Annotated in this window: 12 protein-coding genes; 5 read left to right on the top strand and 7 right to left on the bottom strand. The window is 32.4% G+C overall.

What is annotated here, in order from left to right; all coding sequences use genetic code 11:
• The first annotated feature begins 440 nt into the window (after positions 1-440).
• Positions 441-782, top strand: coding sequence for a n-acetylglutamate synthase (locus EGI22_RS02005; protein ID WP_255065969.1), 342 nt, complete (start codon positions 441-443; stop codon positions 780-782).
• Here the strand turns inward: EGI22_RS02005 and EGI22_RS02000 are convergent.
• From EGI22_RS02000 to EGI22_RS01975, 6 genes are all read right to left on the bottom strand, one after another.
• The gene (locus tag EGI22_RS02000) at positions 779-2,275 is read right to left on the bottom strand and encodes a response regulator (protein ID WP_255065968.1); all 1,497 of its coding nucleotides are present in this window, start codon (positions 2,273-2,275) and stop codon (positions 779-781) included. The genes EGI22_RS02005 and EGI22_RS02000 overlap by 4 nt on opposite strands.
• A gap of 1 nt (position 2,276) precedes the next feature.
• A complete protein-coding gene (locus EGI22_RS01995; protein ID WP_255065967.1) occupies positions 2,277-3,413 on the bottom strand; it encodes an FIST signal transduction protein in 1,137 nt (378 codons plus the stop codon).
• Between the two features lie 67 nt (positions 3,414-3,480).
• Positions 3,481-5,982 carry a PAS domain S-box protein gene (locus tag EGI22_RS01990; RefSeq protein ID WP_255065966.1) on the bottom strand — a complete coding sequence of 834 codons (2,502 nt, stop codon included), beginning with the start codon at positions 5,980-5,982 and terminating at the stop codon, positions 3,481-3,483.
• The gene (locus EGI22_RS01985; protein WP_255065965.1) at positions 5,982-6,521 is read right to left on the bottom strand and encodes a heme NO-binding domain-containing protein; all 540 of its coding nucleotides are present in this window, start codon (positions 6,519-6,521) and stop codon (positions 5,982-5,984) included. The genes EGI22_RS01990 and EGI22_RS01985 overlap by 1 nt, the downstream gene beginning before the upstream one ends.
• A gap of 11 nt (positions 6,522-6,532) precedes the next feature.
• Positions 6,533-8,572 carry a tetratricopeptide repeat protein gene (locus EGI22_RS01980; protein WP_255065964.1) on the bottom strand — a complete coding sequence of 680 codons (2,040 nt, stop codon included), beginning with the start codon at positions 8,570-8,572 and terminating at the stop codon, positions 6,533-6,535.
• Positions 8,556-9,308, bottom strand: a complete 753-nt coding sequence (locus tag EGI22_RS01975; RefSeq protein WP_255065963.1) for a DUF4184 family protein — start codon at positions 9,306-9,308, stop codon at positions 8,556-8,558. Before EGI22_RS01975 ends, EGI22_RS01980 begins: the two co-directional genes overlap by 17 nt.
• A gap of 49 nt (positions 9,309-9,357) precedes the next feature.
• Here EGI22_RS01975 and EGI22_RS01970 point away from each other — a divergent pair, with 49 nt between their 5' ends.
• From EGI22_RS01970 to EGI22_RS01955, 4 genes are all read left to right on the top strand, one after another.
• Positions 9,358-10,494, top strand: coding sequence for a response regulator (locus EGI22_RS01970; protein ID WP_255065962.1), 1,137 nt, complete (start codon positions 9,358-9,360; stop codon positions 10,492-10,494).
• Between the two features lie 3 nt (positions 10,495-10,497).
• The gene (locus EGI22_RS01965; protein ID WP_255065961.1) at positions 10,498-10,782 is read left to right on the top strand and encodes a hypothetical protein; all 285 of its coding nucleotides are present in this window, start codon (positions 10,498-10,500) and stop codon (positions 10,780-10,782) included.
• 7 nt (positions 10,783-10,789) lie between these two features.
• Positions 10,790-12,022, top strand: coding sequence for an oligosaccharide flippase family protein (locus tag EGI22_RS01960; protein WP_255065960.1), 1,233 nt, complete (start codon positions 10,790-10,792; stop codon positions 12,020-12,022).
• Positions 12,023-12,260: 238 nt separating this feature from the next.
• The gene (locus EGI22_RS01955; RefSeq protein ID WP_255065959.1) at positions 12,261-12,647 is read left to right on the top strand and encodes a PleD family two-component system response regulator; all 387 of its coding nucleotides are present in this window, start codon (positions 12,261-12,263) and stop codon (positions 12,645-12,647) included.
• Positions 12,648-12,950: 303 nt separating this feature from the next.
• Here the strand turns inward: EGI22_RS01955 and EGI22_RS01950 are convergent, their stop codons facing one another.
• Entirely contained in the window at positions 12,951-14,138 is a 1,188-nt protein-coding gene (locus EGI22_RS01950; RefSeq protein WP_255065958.1) for a glycosyltransferase, read from the bottom strand.
• Positions 14,139-14,144 lie beyond the last annotated feature (6 nt).

The raw sequence follows: 14,144 nt of genomic DNA, 5'->3' as shown, positions 1-14,144 counted from the left end.
ACATTTTAGAAATCTATATAATACTTATTTAACGGCGACAAAAAAATGCATAGTAATCATCTATTGGAATAATTAATAGCAGATTGAATTCAAAAAAAACACTATTCCTCCTTTATTTAACATTGTCTTTAACCCAAAACAATGCTAATTCTGAACCTTAGTACTCTAGAGCTAATAATACAATTTATAATCTTTACACTCCCTTGGCTTAGTGTATTTCAATGATAAGTGAAGGAAACAAAAAAACAAATCTAACTTAAAAGAAAATTATGGATAGCTAAAAAATGAACCAATTATGCAAACTCAAATTTAAACTTTGAAAAAAATACTCCAGTCCCCAACATTTTCCCTTAACTTGGAATAATAAAGGAATATTTGGAAAAATACCTACATTTAAATCTACAGAAAAACGAATTTAAATTGGCAGAAATAATACTAGCATGATTGATTACAACCAGAAAAAATTTAAACCAGTTACAAACACCGAAAACGGTGATACTTCATCTGAAACCATTTTTGAATATTTTCAAAATAGAAATACCCTTACTTCTGAATACTCAGGAGGAAAAATTATTGCTGGGCATTTGATAGGCATTGTTGATGAGCTTGGGAATATTGACATGCGGTATCATCATATCAATATCGAAGGTGAAATAATGACGGGTATTTGTAAATCTATGCCAGAGATATTGCCAAATGGCAAAATCAGACTGCACGAAAAATGGCAGTGGACTTCGGGTGATTGCTCAGAAGGAGAGTCTATTTTAGAGGAAGTAAATTAAATAGCTCTTTTTATGGCATCAAATAAATCTTTTGGGTTAAAAGGCTTAGTTAAGTAATCGTTCATTCCGCTTGCAAAAACTTCTGTCTGGGTGTCATTTGAAACAGAAGCAGTTAGAGCAATAATAGGCGTATTGTTTCCTATTGCTCTTATATGTTTGGTCGCTGTAATCCCATCCATTATAGGCATTTGGAGATCCATTAAAACCACATCGTATTTGTTGTTTTTAATTTTTTCTACTGCCACTTGTCCGTTTTCTGCTAGATCTATGATGATTTTCCAATTTTCCATCATCTTTTTTGCTACTATCACATTAAACTTGACATCTTCAACTAATAAAACTTTTACCCCTTCTAGTGTAGCGTGTACCTCTTGTTCGTTATTAGGGGTTTCAATTTGAATAGTTTTATCCACATCAAATAACAAGGTAAAATAAAATTTGGAACCTTTATTGAAAGTACTCTCAACATAAATTTCGCTATTCATTAGTTGTAATAATTTTTTAATTATTGTCAAACCTAAGCCAGAACCGCCATGAACTCGTGTTATATTTGAATTCGCCTGGGTGAATCTTTCGAATATTTTTTCAATGTTTTCTTTTTCAATTCCGATACCCGTATCTTCAACAGAAAACTTTATAAATGAGTTATCTGAATTTTGTGATACTGCCGAAATATTTACATTTATTTCTCCATTTGTCGTGAATTTTATAGCGTTTGAGACTAGATTGTTAAGCAATTGACCTAACCTTAAAGAATCTCCTAAAACCATATCTGGAACATTAGGGTCAAAATTTACATTAATTTTATTTTGGTGTTCGTCAGCTCTGAATTTATTCGTTGAACTAATGTCTTTTAATAAGGTTTTTAATGAAAATGGTTTTTTATCTAGCTTAATTTTTCCATCTTCTATTTTACTAAAATCAAGAATGTCGTTTATCAAATTAATAAGGTTCTGAGCTGAAATTTGAAGCGTATTAATAAATTCCTCTTGGTGAGGTAAATGATGTTCTTGTTTTAAAATATGAATATTTCCGATTATGGCGTTTAATGGCGTACGTATCTCATGGCTCATAACGGATAGGAAGTCTGACTTGGCTTTAGCGGCTTTTTCAGCGTTTTCTTTTGCATTCAATAAAGTTTGTTCAAGCTCGTTTTTTACGCTTATTTGATTATTTAAAAGATCAATGATCTCAAAAAGATCGTCAGAATCTTTAATAGTTGAAGCGTTATTTTCATCAAGTACAATTAACGTTTGTTTTACTTTTTCTATAGATTCTTTTTTTAAGTCATTCTCTTTTTTTAGATCTAATAATACATCTTGATATTCTTGCTCACTTATTTCGAAAGCATGTTCCGTTATTTTTTTATCTCTTTCATATGATTCATAAGAGGCAGATACAATTTTTATTATTTTTTGAAACTGAGGATTGTCTAAAGCATCATCTCCAAGATACTTCGAGATTTGTTTTGACAATAACGGGTGTATTTCCATCTTATATTTCTTTTAAAGTGGTTATGGTCATTGTTTGGTTTTGAAGTTCGCATTTTTGAGATTTCACTAAGGGTGAAATTTCCCCATAAGAATAGAAGCCAGCAACAGCTGTGTTTTCTCCAAAAATATTTTTTGCAATTTCTATCTCTTCCTCCACTCTTTCATTTAATATAAGTTTTCTTCCAACACAGCTTATTAGTAATGCAAGATCAGGGTTTTTAAGATTTAAAGATGCTGCTTGTTCTGCGGCCATGCCTGAGGCACTTATAATTTTGTCAAAATTAGCTTTCATTAATCTAACCTTGCTACCTATGGGCAAATTTCCTGCGAAAGTCATAGATTGTTTTTCTTCGTCTATTGACAAAATAGTTCTGACATTTTTTGAATCATATTCATCACTGGTTAAAGATAAAGGAAACAATAATGCCGAACCAGGCAGTTCTTCTGCATAAGCTCCAAGATATTGTTTATAAAGTTCCAGTGCATTTTTATTGTCTAATTCAAATAGAACATTTTTTTCAGACTTTGTAATAATCCGTTCCGGGCCAAATTCGTCCCATCCTCCTAATGAACCATGGCCCACTTGAATACTATCTCCATAGAATCCTACGCCAACAACATTTCCAGTTTCGAGGTTATTATTAAGTCCTACCAAAGTTGATTCAAACCTTGCCCCATCTCCAGCTAAGCCACCCGTAATGAGTATTTGATTACTATTTTCTTTATTTATACCATCTAACAATTCAGTGCCGTTTATAAGCCCGCCATCTGAAATTATGAGAATATACTTTAGGCCATTTTTGGGGATTTGAGCAAATAAGCTCAGTCCTAACTCAAAGCTATTTTCAAAGTCTTTTATATTGACAACTTTACTATCAATAAGTGTATTTTCAAGCTGAATAGCAGTAATTGAAAGTTGCTCATCGAAAAAATCATAGTTTGAAATCTCTCCTGATGTGGATGCTGATATTATTTGAGCAATTGGGTATTCGTTTTTTAATTCATTTATTAAGTCTACATTAATATTTGTTTTTCCTCCAAAAACCAAAACTATTTGGCACAATTCTGCCTGAAACCCGTCTGTGGTATTCGTTGTATCCCAATTTTCGCTTGATTTAACTTTTTGCTGTATTTTCATTAATTATATTTTATTTCAATTAATTGATAATAGGGTATTTTGTTTTCAATTAAAGTTTAGAAAAAAACTAATTTTTCAAGTTATTATATTCTGATTTTACTAATTTCAATAATTCAGGGAAATTATTAATGAATAATTTAGCTCTATTTTTTATTTGGTCGTTTATACCATTTGCTTTAATTTCAGACTCTATGCTTTTTAAAAGAGCTTCAGTATTGTTAAGGCCTACCATTGCGAAAGAGGGTTTCATTTTATGACCTAGTTTTGCAATTTCACCCCAGTTCTCTGATGAATTAAATTCCTTGAATTCTTCGATTTGATATTCAATTTCTTCTAAAAAAGTTTCGAAAACAATTTTCTTGAAATTATTATCATTTCCAAAATACGCATCAACTATCTCTTGATTTATTTTTTCATCAATATATTCAGTTTGCATAGGTTGATCTTCAATTTTTATTTTTCGGTTTGTATTTAAGTATTGGTCTAGAATTCTTTTTAACTGATCTGGAGTAAAGGGTTTTGTTAGAACGTTATCCATGCCAGCATCTTTGGCTTTGTTTTTTTCAATGATCATTGCAGAAGCTGTAAGTGCTACTACTGGAATATGCTGATTTGGCCCTGGTGTTTGTCTCAAAAAAACTGTTGTTTCGTAGCCATCAACATAAGGCATTTGAATATCCATTAATACTAGATCAAAAGTATCTGACATTAATAATTCTATTGCTTCTCTTCCATCGTGTGCATGTTTAAACTTAATACGCCATTTTGACAATAAAGTACTTAAATACTTAAAGTTCATTGGGTTGTCCTCCGCAATCAAAATGTTTTTTTCTTCAAAATCAATAAATTCTTCAATTAATGATGAATTTGTCTCTCTTGAAGCTGGCTTAGCAGTAACCTCGAATGGCAAATTAAAAAAGAAAGTAGACCCTATATTTAATTCTGTTTCGAGATAAATATTTCCCCCTTGAAGCTCAATCAATTCTTTTACTATTGCTAATCCTAAGCCAGTCCCTTTGGTCTTAATTGAGTTTTTTTCATGTATCTGTTTAAACTTTTGGAAAACCAGTTTAGCTTTTGCTTCCTCCATTCCATGTCCGGTGTCTTTTACGGCAAAGTTTAAAATGTATATATTTTCATCTAATTTTTCGCCAATTTTCAAAGATAATGTAATGTTTCCATGATCTGTAAATTTCTCAGCGTTGCTAAGTAAGTTATTTAATACTTGATTTAGAATAAGTTCATCACCAATAACAAGAGTATTTAAGTCTGGATCAAGTTCTAGTAATATTTTTACACCTTTAACTCTAGATTTTAATTCATAGGTTTTATGCAATGTCCGTAAAACACCAATAATATCAAACTCTGATCTTTTTATTTCTACTTTGCCTGCTTCTATTTTGGCCATGTCAAGCACATCTGATATCAAAGCATGTAAGAAGTTAGCTGAATTTTTAACAATATCTAAATATTCGATTTGCTCAGGGCTGGGATTTGTATCGAACAATAAATGAGACATACCAATAATGGCATTTAAAGGAGTACGAATTTCATGGCTCATATTGGCCAGAAACGATTGTTCGGCCCTTTGAGAAGCTTCGGCCAGTTCTTTTGCTATGGCTAATTCATGTTGAATTTTTTTCTGATTTGAAATGTCGTAATGAATTCCTACAGAACCTATTATTTCTCCTTTGTTATCAAAAACTGGTCCTCCACTAATTAATACCCAAAACAATGAACCATCTTTGCGTTTCATTTCTACCTCATAACTTCCAACTTCGCCTTTTTTTCTGTTTTCGTCTTGTTGGTTTAGTACGGAGACATATTTTTCAGTCAAAAATACTTCATTAGCTATTTTACCTACTAATTCGCTTTCTTCATAACCAGTCATTTTACAAAGTCTATCATAAACTCTGACTATTTTTCCTTCTAAGTCAACTTCCATGAAGCCTAGCTCCATGTTTTCCATTATTAGGCGATATTTTTCTTCACTTAGTTTTAATTTTAGCTGAGCATAGTATATGTCTGTGATGTCACGAGCCATTGCTTTAATCCCATTGAAAACCAAAACATCGTTTTCTAATATAAAATCAAGTTGGAAGTTTTCTCCTAACCAAATTATTTCACCGTTCTTTTTTTGAACTGGAAATTCTATATAACCCTGAGTTATTTTGTTCTTGAGGCAGTTTACTATATACTCTTTTACAATTTCTTTATGTGTTGGGGCTACAAGTTCTAAAAAAGTAATAGTTGATATTTCATCTTCGGAATATAACAATAAGTGATAAGCCGCAGGATTTACATATAAAAGTTGAAAGTTTTTATCGACTTCAAATACAATTTCATTAGCAGACTCAACTAAAGTTTTATACCTAATTCTACTTGAATTTAGGTCTTCGGTTCTTTTTTTTATTTGAGCTTCTAGGCTCTCATTTAGCTTTAGGAGATTATTATTAGCTTGGTAGAGCTCTAATGCTTTTTGTTCGAGAATACGCTCGGCTTCTTTTCTAGCTAGCTTTTCTCGCTCGAAGCGACGTTCTAACATTTCTATTTTTTGATTTCCTTCCATTACTTTTTAGTAATCACAAATTTCACATTACTTCCTGATTCGTTTAAGTCTTCTTTTACTATTTCGGCTGATTCATTATAATGCTTTAAACAACCATTTATCAATCCTATGGCAAGATCTCCCATGCTCCTTTCGGATGTGTAATACATTATTATCTGATTTTCACTTATTGTTTCTACTTTAAAAGTTGGTAATTGAGCATCTGGATACAGTTTTTTAACTTGAACATGAATGTATGTTTCTATGCTAGATAGCATGGCAAAAGCATCATTTACATTTTGAAATATATGACCATATGCTTTCATTAATGAATTGAAAAGATATTCGCCAAAAGCCTCCAAAAGTTGAGATAGAGGAATTTGTGTGTTTTTATGCAAGTTCACCACTAAGGTGATAATTTCTGAATGGGGATATGTACCCACAGCTGAATAAATTCCCTTAGACGGGAGGTCCGATTCGGTCAATAGTTTATCAACCATTTCATAGCCAAATCCTTCTTCTACCATCTCTAAAAACTCTGTAAATACTATTCCTTTCATATAATTTTTTTTTAAAAAGTATGTTTATTGATTATCCAACCTGCATTTATTCCCCATTCACTATAAGTAAATCCCTGAACACTTGACCCAGCCGAATTTGATTTTAAATAGTACAATAATGCGTGGATTCTAGGTGTAATTTTCAGACCACTCTTTATATCAAATCGATATATTCCTTGGTACTTTTCTGACGAAATTTTTTGGAACCCTTTTGCAATCGTGGCCTGATAAATAAATTTAGTTTTCGGCTTTCCTAAGTTTTCTGCAGCTACAAAAACTTCGTAGTTTCGAAACTTATCTGGGCTGAAGTATAATAATGGAACTTGGTTTTTAAAGCCGAAGCCACCATAATTTACACCAAACTTAAGAACTGGAGCTTCGAGAGCCAAATAATAAAGGGAAGCAAAAATTAAATTTCTATTGTTCCCATCTGAAATATTAGTATGAATAAGTTGGCTATAAAGGCCAATTTTGCTTGGTAAAAACAGATTATAATTTAAGTTTAGGTTTTTTTGTTTCAGATTTTGATTTATGAGGTCAGCATTAAAAGTTTGCAGTTCACCCCTATAATTTAATTCAATAATTTGGTACTTGCCTGCTTTCCATTCTGTATTGATGTCTGTCACAAGAGAATTTCCAACGGGAGCTTGAATTAAAGACAAAGCTCCTCCATATTTCAAAAAACCATTTTGCCTTTTTGAAGCCCCAACGGTTACTTGCTTTACTATTATAGAATTTCTGTCGGCTTTTTCTTGATTGATATTATATACTTCTCTTTGATAATATTGTATAAAAGTATTGGTTAATGCTGAAGGGTCAATAGACCCTTTTAGCGAAATGTTTTGAGAGGCATTGCCTCCATTGTCTTTGCTGAAAAATACTTTTGGCGTAAAATTGGGGTCATGGCCCATATATAGCCTATTTAAAAACTGTGTGGCATCAATTTGATTCGGATAATATCCTAATGTTTTTCTGACATACTCAAATGATTTATTATCCATTCCCATAGCATGGTTGGCGTCAGCAAAACCCAAGTTTCCTTCGAATGACTTCGGACTTATTTCCAATAATTTTAAATAATAACTAGCCCCAACTTTAAAACCTTTGCTCCAAATACCAATTCTACCCCTTGCAGCCAAAGTACCTTCTTTTTCCTTAGGAAAAGCTATCTCTAATTCAGAAATTTTTGCAAATGCTTCCTTGAATCTTTTGTTCCAGCCAAGGGCATCAACGTACCCCATTTGAGCTTTGAAAGAGGTGCTCGTATCTGACAGACTAATAGCCTTCTGCATCCATTCCAAGGCCTCCGAATTCTTTTTTTGTTTGTTTTTTACATGGGCGATTCCAATGGCAGCGTCTACTTTTTTTGTACTTGAGGTCAACAATTTGTTATAATTGACCAGAGACTCCTCATATTTACTCATTATTGAATATAGTGTAGCAATATTTATAATTGCATCTTCATCTTCAGGGTTATTTTCTAAAATTTTCATTAAAAGCATTTCGGATTCATCTCTATTCCCTATACCCATCATAGCGGCTGATTTTCCCAAATACATGTATTTTTGACTAGTAAGTGCATTGGCATTTGTGGGCTGTATTTGGAGAGCTTTCCCTATGTACTTCAAAGCGGCATCATAATCCTTTAGTTCTGAATTTGCATTGGCTAGACCTAAATTGGCGGAAAAGCTCGAGGAGTCTTTTTTTACGAGTGTTTCATAGTTACTTTTTGCAGTTAAAAAGTCTTTATTCCACATATATGCTTCAGCTATATTTAAAGCTACTTCATAACTTTCTGGGCTTTTTTTTCTAAGCTCTTCAAATATCAACAGAGCTTTGTCTGCATTTCCAGACAAGCCCAAACCTCTTCCATAACAGAGTTGAGCGGTTGGGTTTTGGGGGTCTATTTTAAGATAGTTTTCAAAAAAAACCGTAGCGTTTTTAAACTCTCCTTTTTCAAGCATTTCAAACCCACTTTCCATAGGGTTCTGGGCCAAAGAAATAGTTTGGAAAAAGAAAAGAAAAAAACTTACCCTAAAAAGGACTTTCATGTTTTTTCGGATAAAATATCGAAACTAGCGTTAAAGCATACAAACTAGAACCTATTGATATGACTATAAACTGTCCAATTGGTTTTTCATCAGGAATACCTATCAAATATCTAAAAGTAAAAATTATCGAAGAAAATAGAATAACTAAAGCCCAAAATCTATTTGTATGATTTTGGTTGTTTTCAGATTTTAAATTTTTCATAGGTAGCCTAAAAATTACTAGCAAAAATCCTACCAAACCAAGAATTGAACTAAGAATTTGCAAAAATAAATAGACAGGCATCGAAAAATTCTTAAAATAAAGATTCTCACTCAAAAAAGACAAGTAAAATGGTGATACATAATTTGGTTCATGTGTTATGTTATCCCAAACAAAATGAGTCAAAATTCCAACTAAAACAGAGAAAATAACTTTTATTAAATGAGACTTTAAGTAATCAGTCCAGTCAAAACCTAAATAGTCGATAAACCTTGATTTTATGAAATTAGGACTAAATAATATCAATTTGTCACGTACCCAATAGTGAAAAATTAAACAGAGTAATATTGAAATAGGCAAATCAAAAAAGAAAATGCCTTTAAATGTATGTCCCCAAATACCGTATAATGTGTTTCGAAGGAAAAATTCAAAATCAGGAGCCATGCTCCCCATAATTAATCCGGAAATTGAAAAATACTTCCTAACTTGATGGCGAAAAGGTAGTACAGCCACGACATGCGACAATGTAAAAGGCATTAATGGTACAGTTTTTGACTACAAATAAACAAAATCTAATTTACATAATATGAAAATATTGGCAGCCGATGACCAACCAATTATTCTAAAATCATTAAAACACAAACTTGAAGAAGTAGGGTTTGAGGTTTTTGGAGCAATTGATGGGCAGCAAGCAATTGATTTTTTTAACGAACATAAGCCAGATCTTGCTATTTTAGATTTAAATATGCCCGAAAAATCGGGGTTTGAAGTTATAAAGCATATCAGGACAATTATGAAATCTGAAATTCCGATTATTATAATGTCTGGTAATGATGAAGAAAAAACCATCCTCGAGGCTTTTAATTTAGGTGCGGATGATTACATAGAAAAACCAGTTGGATTAAACGAAGTAGCAGTAAGAGTCAAAAGACTTTTGAAAATTCCAATTTTGGTTGGAGATAATGATTCTTCAAAATCTTCGGGAATTTTGAAAAAAAATGGTATTGGAGTGGTTATTCCGTGCTATAATGAAGAATCTAGACTTAAAACAAAGGACTTTGCACATTTTATCAACAACAATCATGGTTACATGCTTTGTTTTGTTAATGATGGTAGCTCAGATGGCACCCTAGAAGTTTTAAAATCTTTCGAAAAAGAGCATAAAAACACAATTACTGTATATGATTGTGTTCAAAATGGAGGTAAAGCGGAAGCTGTTAGGCAAGGTGTCCTTCATCTAATAAAAGACCCAAGTCTGGATTATATTGGATTTTTGGATGCGGATTTATCTACCAATTTTGATGATTTTGAGGACTTAGCGTCCACCATTTCAAATTCAGATTTTAAATTGGTGGCTGGGTCAAGAATAAGTAGAATGGGGGCTCAAATAATAAAGCAATCTTCGAGGGGATTTATTAGTAAAGGTATCAATTTTATTATCAGAAAAATTCTAGGAATGGAGTTTCAGGATACGCAATGTGGTGCAAAAATTTTTACGAGGGACGTCGCAGAAAACCTTTTCAATGAACCATTTCTAACCCGTTGGATTTTTGATGTCGAGTTGTTTTTAAGGATGAAAAAATTCTTCGGAAAAGACAAAGTATTACAGGTTATTTGCGAGCAACCATTGAAGAGATGGATTCACGAGGATGGCTCTAAGCTTTCATTTAAAGATTCTTTGAAAATATTTAATCAATTATTAACAATTGTAAGAAACTATTAAAAAATGGCTCATCAAATTAATATTTCAGGCGATTTTTCTACAGAAGAAGCATTAAAGTGGAAAAAGGTTCTTAACGTAGACGCATTAAAAAAAGAATCTATCTCAATAGATATGGTAAACGTAAGAACGGCGGACATTACCGGTATAAATGCATTAGCCACAACTCAAAAAATCTTGCTAGGATTTGGTAAAACCTTATCAATTTCAGTCAAAAAAAATAGTCAATTGGCAAATCTAATTAACCTAACAAAACTGAATTCTTCTATAAGTGTCATAACTATTGAGTAATTGAAGTATGCATATTAAAAGCAAGGCACTTATAACTGATGCTAGTTTTCTGTTCGCAAGTACCCTTATAGTAAATGCAGGCAACTATGCTATTAACCTTCTTTTAGGCAGATGGCTTGGCCCTGCAGATTTTTCAGAGGTTAGTCTTATAGTAACACTCTTGCTTATTATTTCTTTTTTTGCTTTGGCATTTCAACTAACTGCAGCAAAGTTTACGGCAACATTTGAGGCACTTTCTCCACCTAAATCCTCCTATCCATTGTTGATATTTTTAAACCATAAAGCAATCAGAGGAGGCTTTGCTCTGGCTATTGGCTTTGTGGTTCTGGTCTTTCTTTCGAAAAACTATTTTCGTTTAAATTCAATAGCTCCTTATATTATTTTTGGAATTTCTATGCCGTTTTATTTACTTATGAGTGTAAATAGAGGTATCCTTCAAGGAAAACTATCCTACAAAAACTTGGCGATGACCTATCAGTCTGAAATGTGGGTTCGTTTAGTTTTTACTTTGCTGTTGGTTTATTTAGGTTTTCGAGTAAATGGAGTGGCTTTTGCGTTGTTATTGTCTCTTATAGCTACGTGGTATATTTCAAAGAAATTTACTGCCTCTAAAACAGACAGTGAAACTATTGATAAAAAAACAATAATGTCATTCTTTAAGGTAGTGTTGGTCTATGAGTGCAGTCAAATATTAATAAACAATAGTGACATTGTACTGATAAAACACTTTTTTGAGCCCACAGATGCTGGCCTCTATGCTGCTTTGGCTTTAGTAGGAAGAATCGTATATTTTGGTACTTGGACTATAGTTACTTTGCTTTTTCCGATGGTCATAAAACTTGAGAAAGAAGGTAAAAACACACTGCCACTATTCTTTGGCGGTTTAGGTACGGTGATGACCATTGCTGCTGTAATTACAGGCATTTGTTATCTTTTTCCAGACTTGGTAATGAATACGCTTTTTGGAGCACAATATCTTTCTGTGGCACCATTACTTTGGAAATATGCCGTAGCTACATCACTTTTTGCGGGCTCTAACGTGTTCGTGTATTATCATATGTCGCTCGATAGACACTTACCTATTTATTTATCTATTGGCTTTGGAATCTTGCAAATATTGTTTTTATATATCTACCATGCAAATTTCGAACAAGTGATTTATGTTCAAATTATTCTTATGGGGATCTTATTGATCCTAATGGTTTTGTATCAGCTATTTTACAAAAAGATAAAAATATAGATATTGTCTTTTAAAATAGGCTAAACTAAAGTTGATTTAAAGTCAATTGTTTTGGTTTTTTTTAAAGATTTCAATTTTTAAAGTGTGGATTTATAGAGAAATTTTTACCACTGAAATTCAACAGCAGGAATTTTTAAATCGTAACAAATTATTACAATAAAACATTAATTGTATAAGTTAATCTGGTTTAAAAAATGGAATAATTATTGATGTAAATTATTTAAAGAAACTTTTATATATGATAATTTTAGCAGCTGACGATCAACCAATTGTACTAAAATCATTGACTCACATTTTAAATGAGGTTGGTTTTGTTGTGCATGGATCCAATAATGGTCAAAGTGCCATTGATATTTTTAATGATAAAAACCCTGATTTGGTAATAATGGATATTCATATGCCAATAATGACGGGGTTTGAGGTGATAGATTACATTAGAAATGTAAAAAAATCAAAAATACCTATAATCATAATGTCAGGTATCAAAGACGATGCTACCATTCTTAAAGCATTTAACTTAGGTGCTGATGACTATATTGAGAAGCCAATGGGTCTAAATCAAGTGGTACTTAGAATTAAAAAACTACTAAAGCTCCCTGCTGACTTTGGCAAATCGTTAGTTTGATTGGGAATTAATATTTGAAAATATATTTTTTGTGTTATAAATTGATTCTTTGAACATAGCAATCGTGGTGATTTACTTCTAGAATTTTAAATGATTTAGAACTTGTATTCTTCCATATATTTACAGCATAAGCTTTTATTTGCTTCGGTTTTTTTGTCAAAAAATTTTATTGAAGCAATTTTTATGGAATTAAATGAAAGTTTTACTGTACAAAAGCCATTATTAAAGCCTAAAAAACTGAATCACATTCTTATAAAGATGAAATCCAGCTTAATATAGTTTAATGATTTTTTTGTCTAAATCTTACTTTACAAGCGTCTGAAAGTGTAGATTGTACCAATCTACCAAATCGGACATTGGAAGTGATGCCGCTGCAAAATAATTTTGTTTAGCTAACTTGATCCTATATTGTTCATCTTCTAATACTTTCTGTATAGCATCTGCTAAACTTTCTTTAGAGTCTGGCTCAAAAAACTCTCCCGCGTAGCCTTCGTCTTGTACCAACATAGCTAAGTCGCCTAGGTTTGGCATTATCGCAGGTTTGCCGTAGCTTCCAGCTTGGTGAAGGACACCCGAACTACCTGTTGTAGATGTATAAGGAAAAACAACTACAGCACTTTCACCAAAGATCTTAGGTACATCTTCTTCTGCCACATATCCCGTAAATCGAAGGTTTTTAACCCAACTATATTGTTTTTGTACACTATCTAAATATCCAGGAGTATTCGGACTGTCAGTTCCTGCGACCACTATTTCCAAATTTAGCGAGGTTCTAGACCTAATAAGTTCAACAGATTCAATCATCATCTCAACTTTCTTGTAAGTGCCAAACTTGCCAAATGCCATTACTTGCATAGGTCCGTCTACTAAATCGAAACTTGGCAATGGAGGAAGCTCAAAACTACCATGGGGTAAAAGGGCAACGTTTTTTGCTTTATATTTTGATTCTAAAATAGTTACATACTTAGGGATAGTAACACCTAGTATATTGGCTTTTAAGATTATTCTGGTGAGTACACCTCCAATGAAATTGTAGACAGAGGCCAGAAGTTTATTTTCCGTAATTCCAGCAGCATTTAAGTCTACTTGTTCAAGTATATTATGTAATAATACTACCGAAGGAAAGCCAAATAGTCTGGATAAATAAGGTGTTATTAAACCCAAAGCGGCAGCAACTTTTTTGTCTCCAAACGACAGGAATTGAATATTAAAAAGGACTACATCGGGCTTGAATTTTCGTATAGCACTTAATATACTAAGTGGATTTGTTATTTTATTAAAATCCCAAACCTCTTGAGCCGCCATTTTTACACCTTCGGCCGGGAATTCAAATTTTTGGCCTTCAGGTAGCTTGTCAGTTAAAAGTAAAATTTCAGAATAATCGTCTGTTTTAAGTTTAAAATGATTGGCTAAATAAAAACCATATTCATTCAAAGTCCTTTTACTAGGTGGATAGCTGGTTACAATAGCCAACTTTAATTTCTTCTGCATGTAGTT

Origin of the sequence: Lacihabitans sp. LS3-19, assembly GCF_024343575.1 — a bacterium.
Taxonomy (GTDB): Bacteria; Bacteroidota; Bacteroidia; order Cytophagales; family Spirosomataceae; genus Leadbetterella.
The sequence above is the reverse complement of the archived record's forward strand: the minus strand, read 5'-3'. Positions and strand labels throughout refer to the sequence as shown.

Bases quoted from the DNA above. Each gene is read 5' to 3' on its own strand.
- EGI22_RS02005 (WP_255065969.1), top strand. From the start codon at position 441: ATGATTGATTACAACCAGAAAAAATTTAAACCAGTTACAAACACCGAA.
- EGI22_RS02000 (WP_255065968.1), bottom strand. From the start codon at position 2,275: ATGGAAATACACCCGTTATTGTCAAAACAAATCTCGAAGTATCTTGGA.
- EGI22_RS01995 (WP_255065967.1), bottom strand. From the start codon at position 3,413: ATGAAAATACAGCAAAAAGTTAAATCAAGCGAAAATTGGGATACAACG.
- EGI22_RS01990 (WP_255065966.1), bottom strand. From the start codon at position 5,982: ATGGAAGGAAATCAAAAAATAGAAATGTTAGAACGTCGCTTCGAGCGA.
- EGI22_RS01985 (WP_255065965.1), bottom strand. From the start codon at position 6,521: ATGAAAGGAATAGTATTTACAGAGTTTTTAGAGATGGTAGAAGAAGGA.
- EGI22_RS01980 (WP_255065964.1), bottom strand. From the start codon at position 8,572: ATGAAAGTCCTTTTTAGGGTAAGTTTTTTTCTTTTCTTTTTCCAAACT.
- EGI22_RS01975 (WP_255065963.1), bottom strand. From the start codon at position 9,308: ATGCCTTTTACATTGTCGCATGTCGTGGCTGTACTACCTTTTCGCCAT.
- EGI22_RS01970 (WP_255065962.1), top strand. From the start codon at position 9,358: ATGAAAATATTGGCAGCCGATGACCAACCAATTATTCTAAAATCATTA.
- EGI22_RS01965 (WP_255065961.1), top strand. From the start codon at position 10,498: ATGGCTCATCAAATTAATATTTCAGGCGATTTTTCTACAGAAGAAGCA.
- EGI22_RS01960 (WP_255065960.1), top strand. From the start codon at position 10,790: ATGCATATTAAAAGCAAGGCACTTATAACTGATGCTAGTTTTCTGTTC.
- EGI22_RS01955 (WP_255065959.1), top strand. From the start codon at position 12,261: ATGATAATTTTAGCAGCTGACGATCAACCAATTGTACTAAAATCATTG.
- EGI22_RS01950 (WP_255065958.1), bottom strand. From the start codon at position 14,138: ATGCAGAAGAAATTAAAGTTGGCTATTGTAACCAGCTATCCACCTAGT.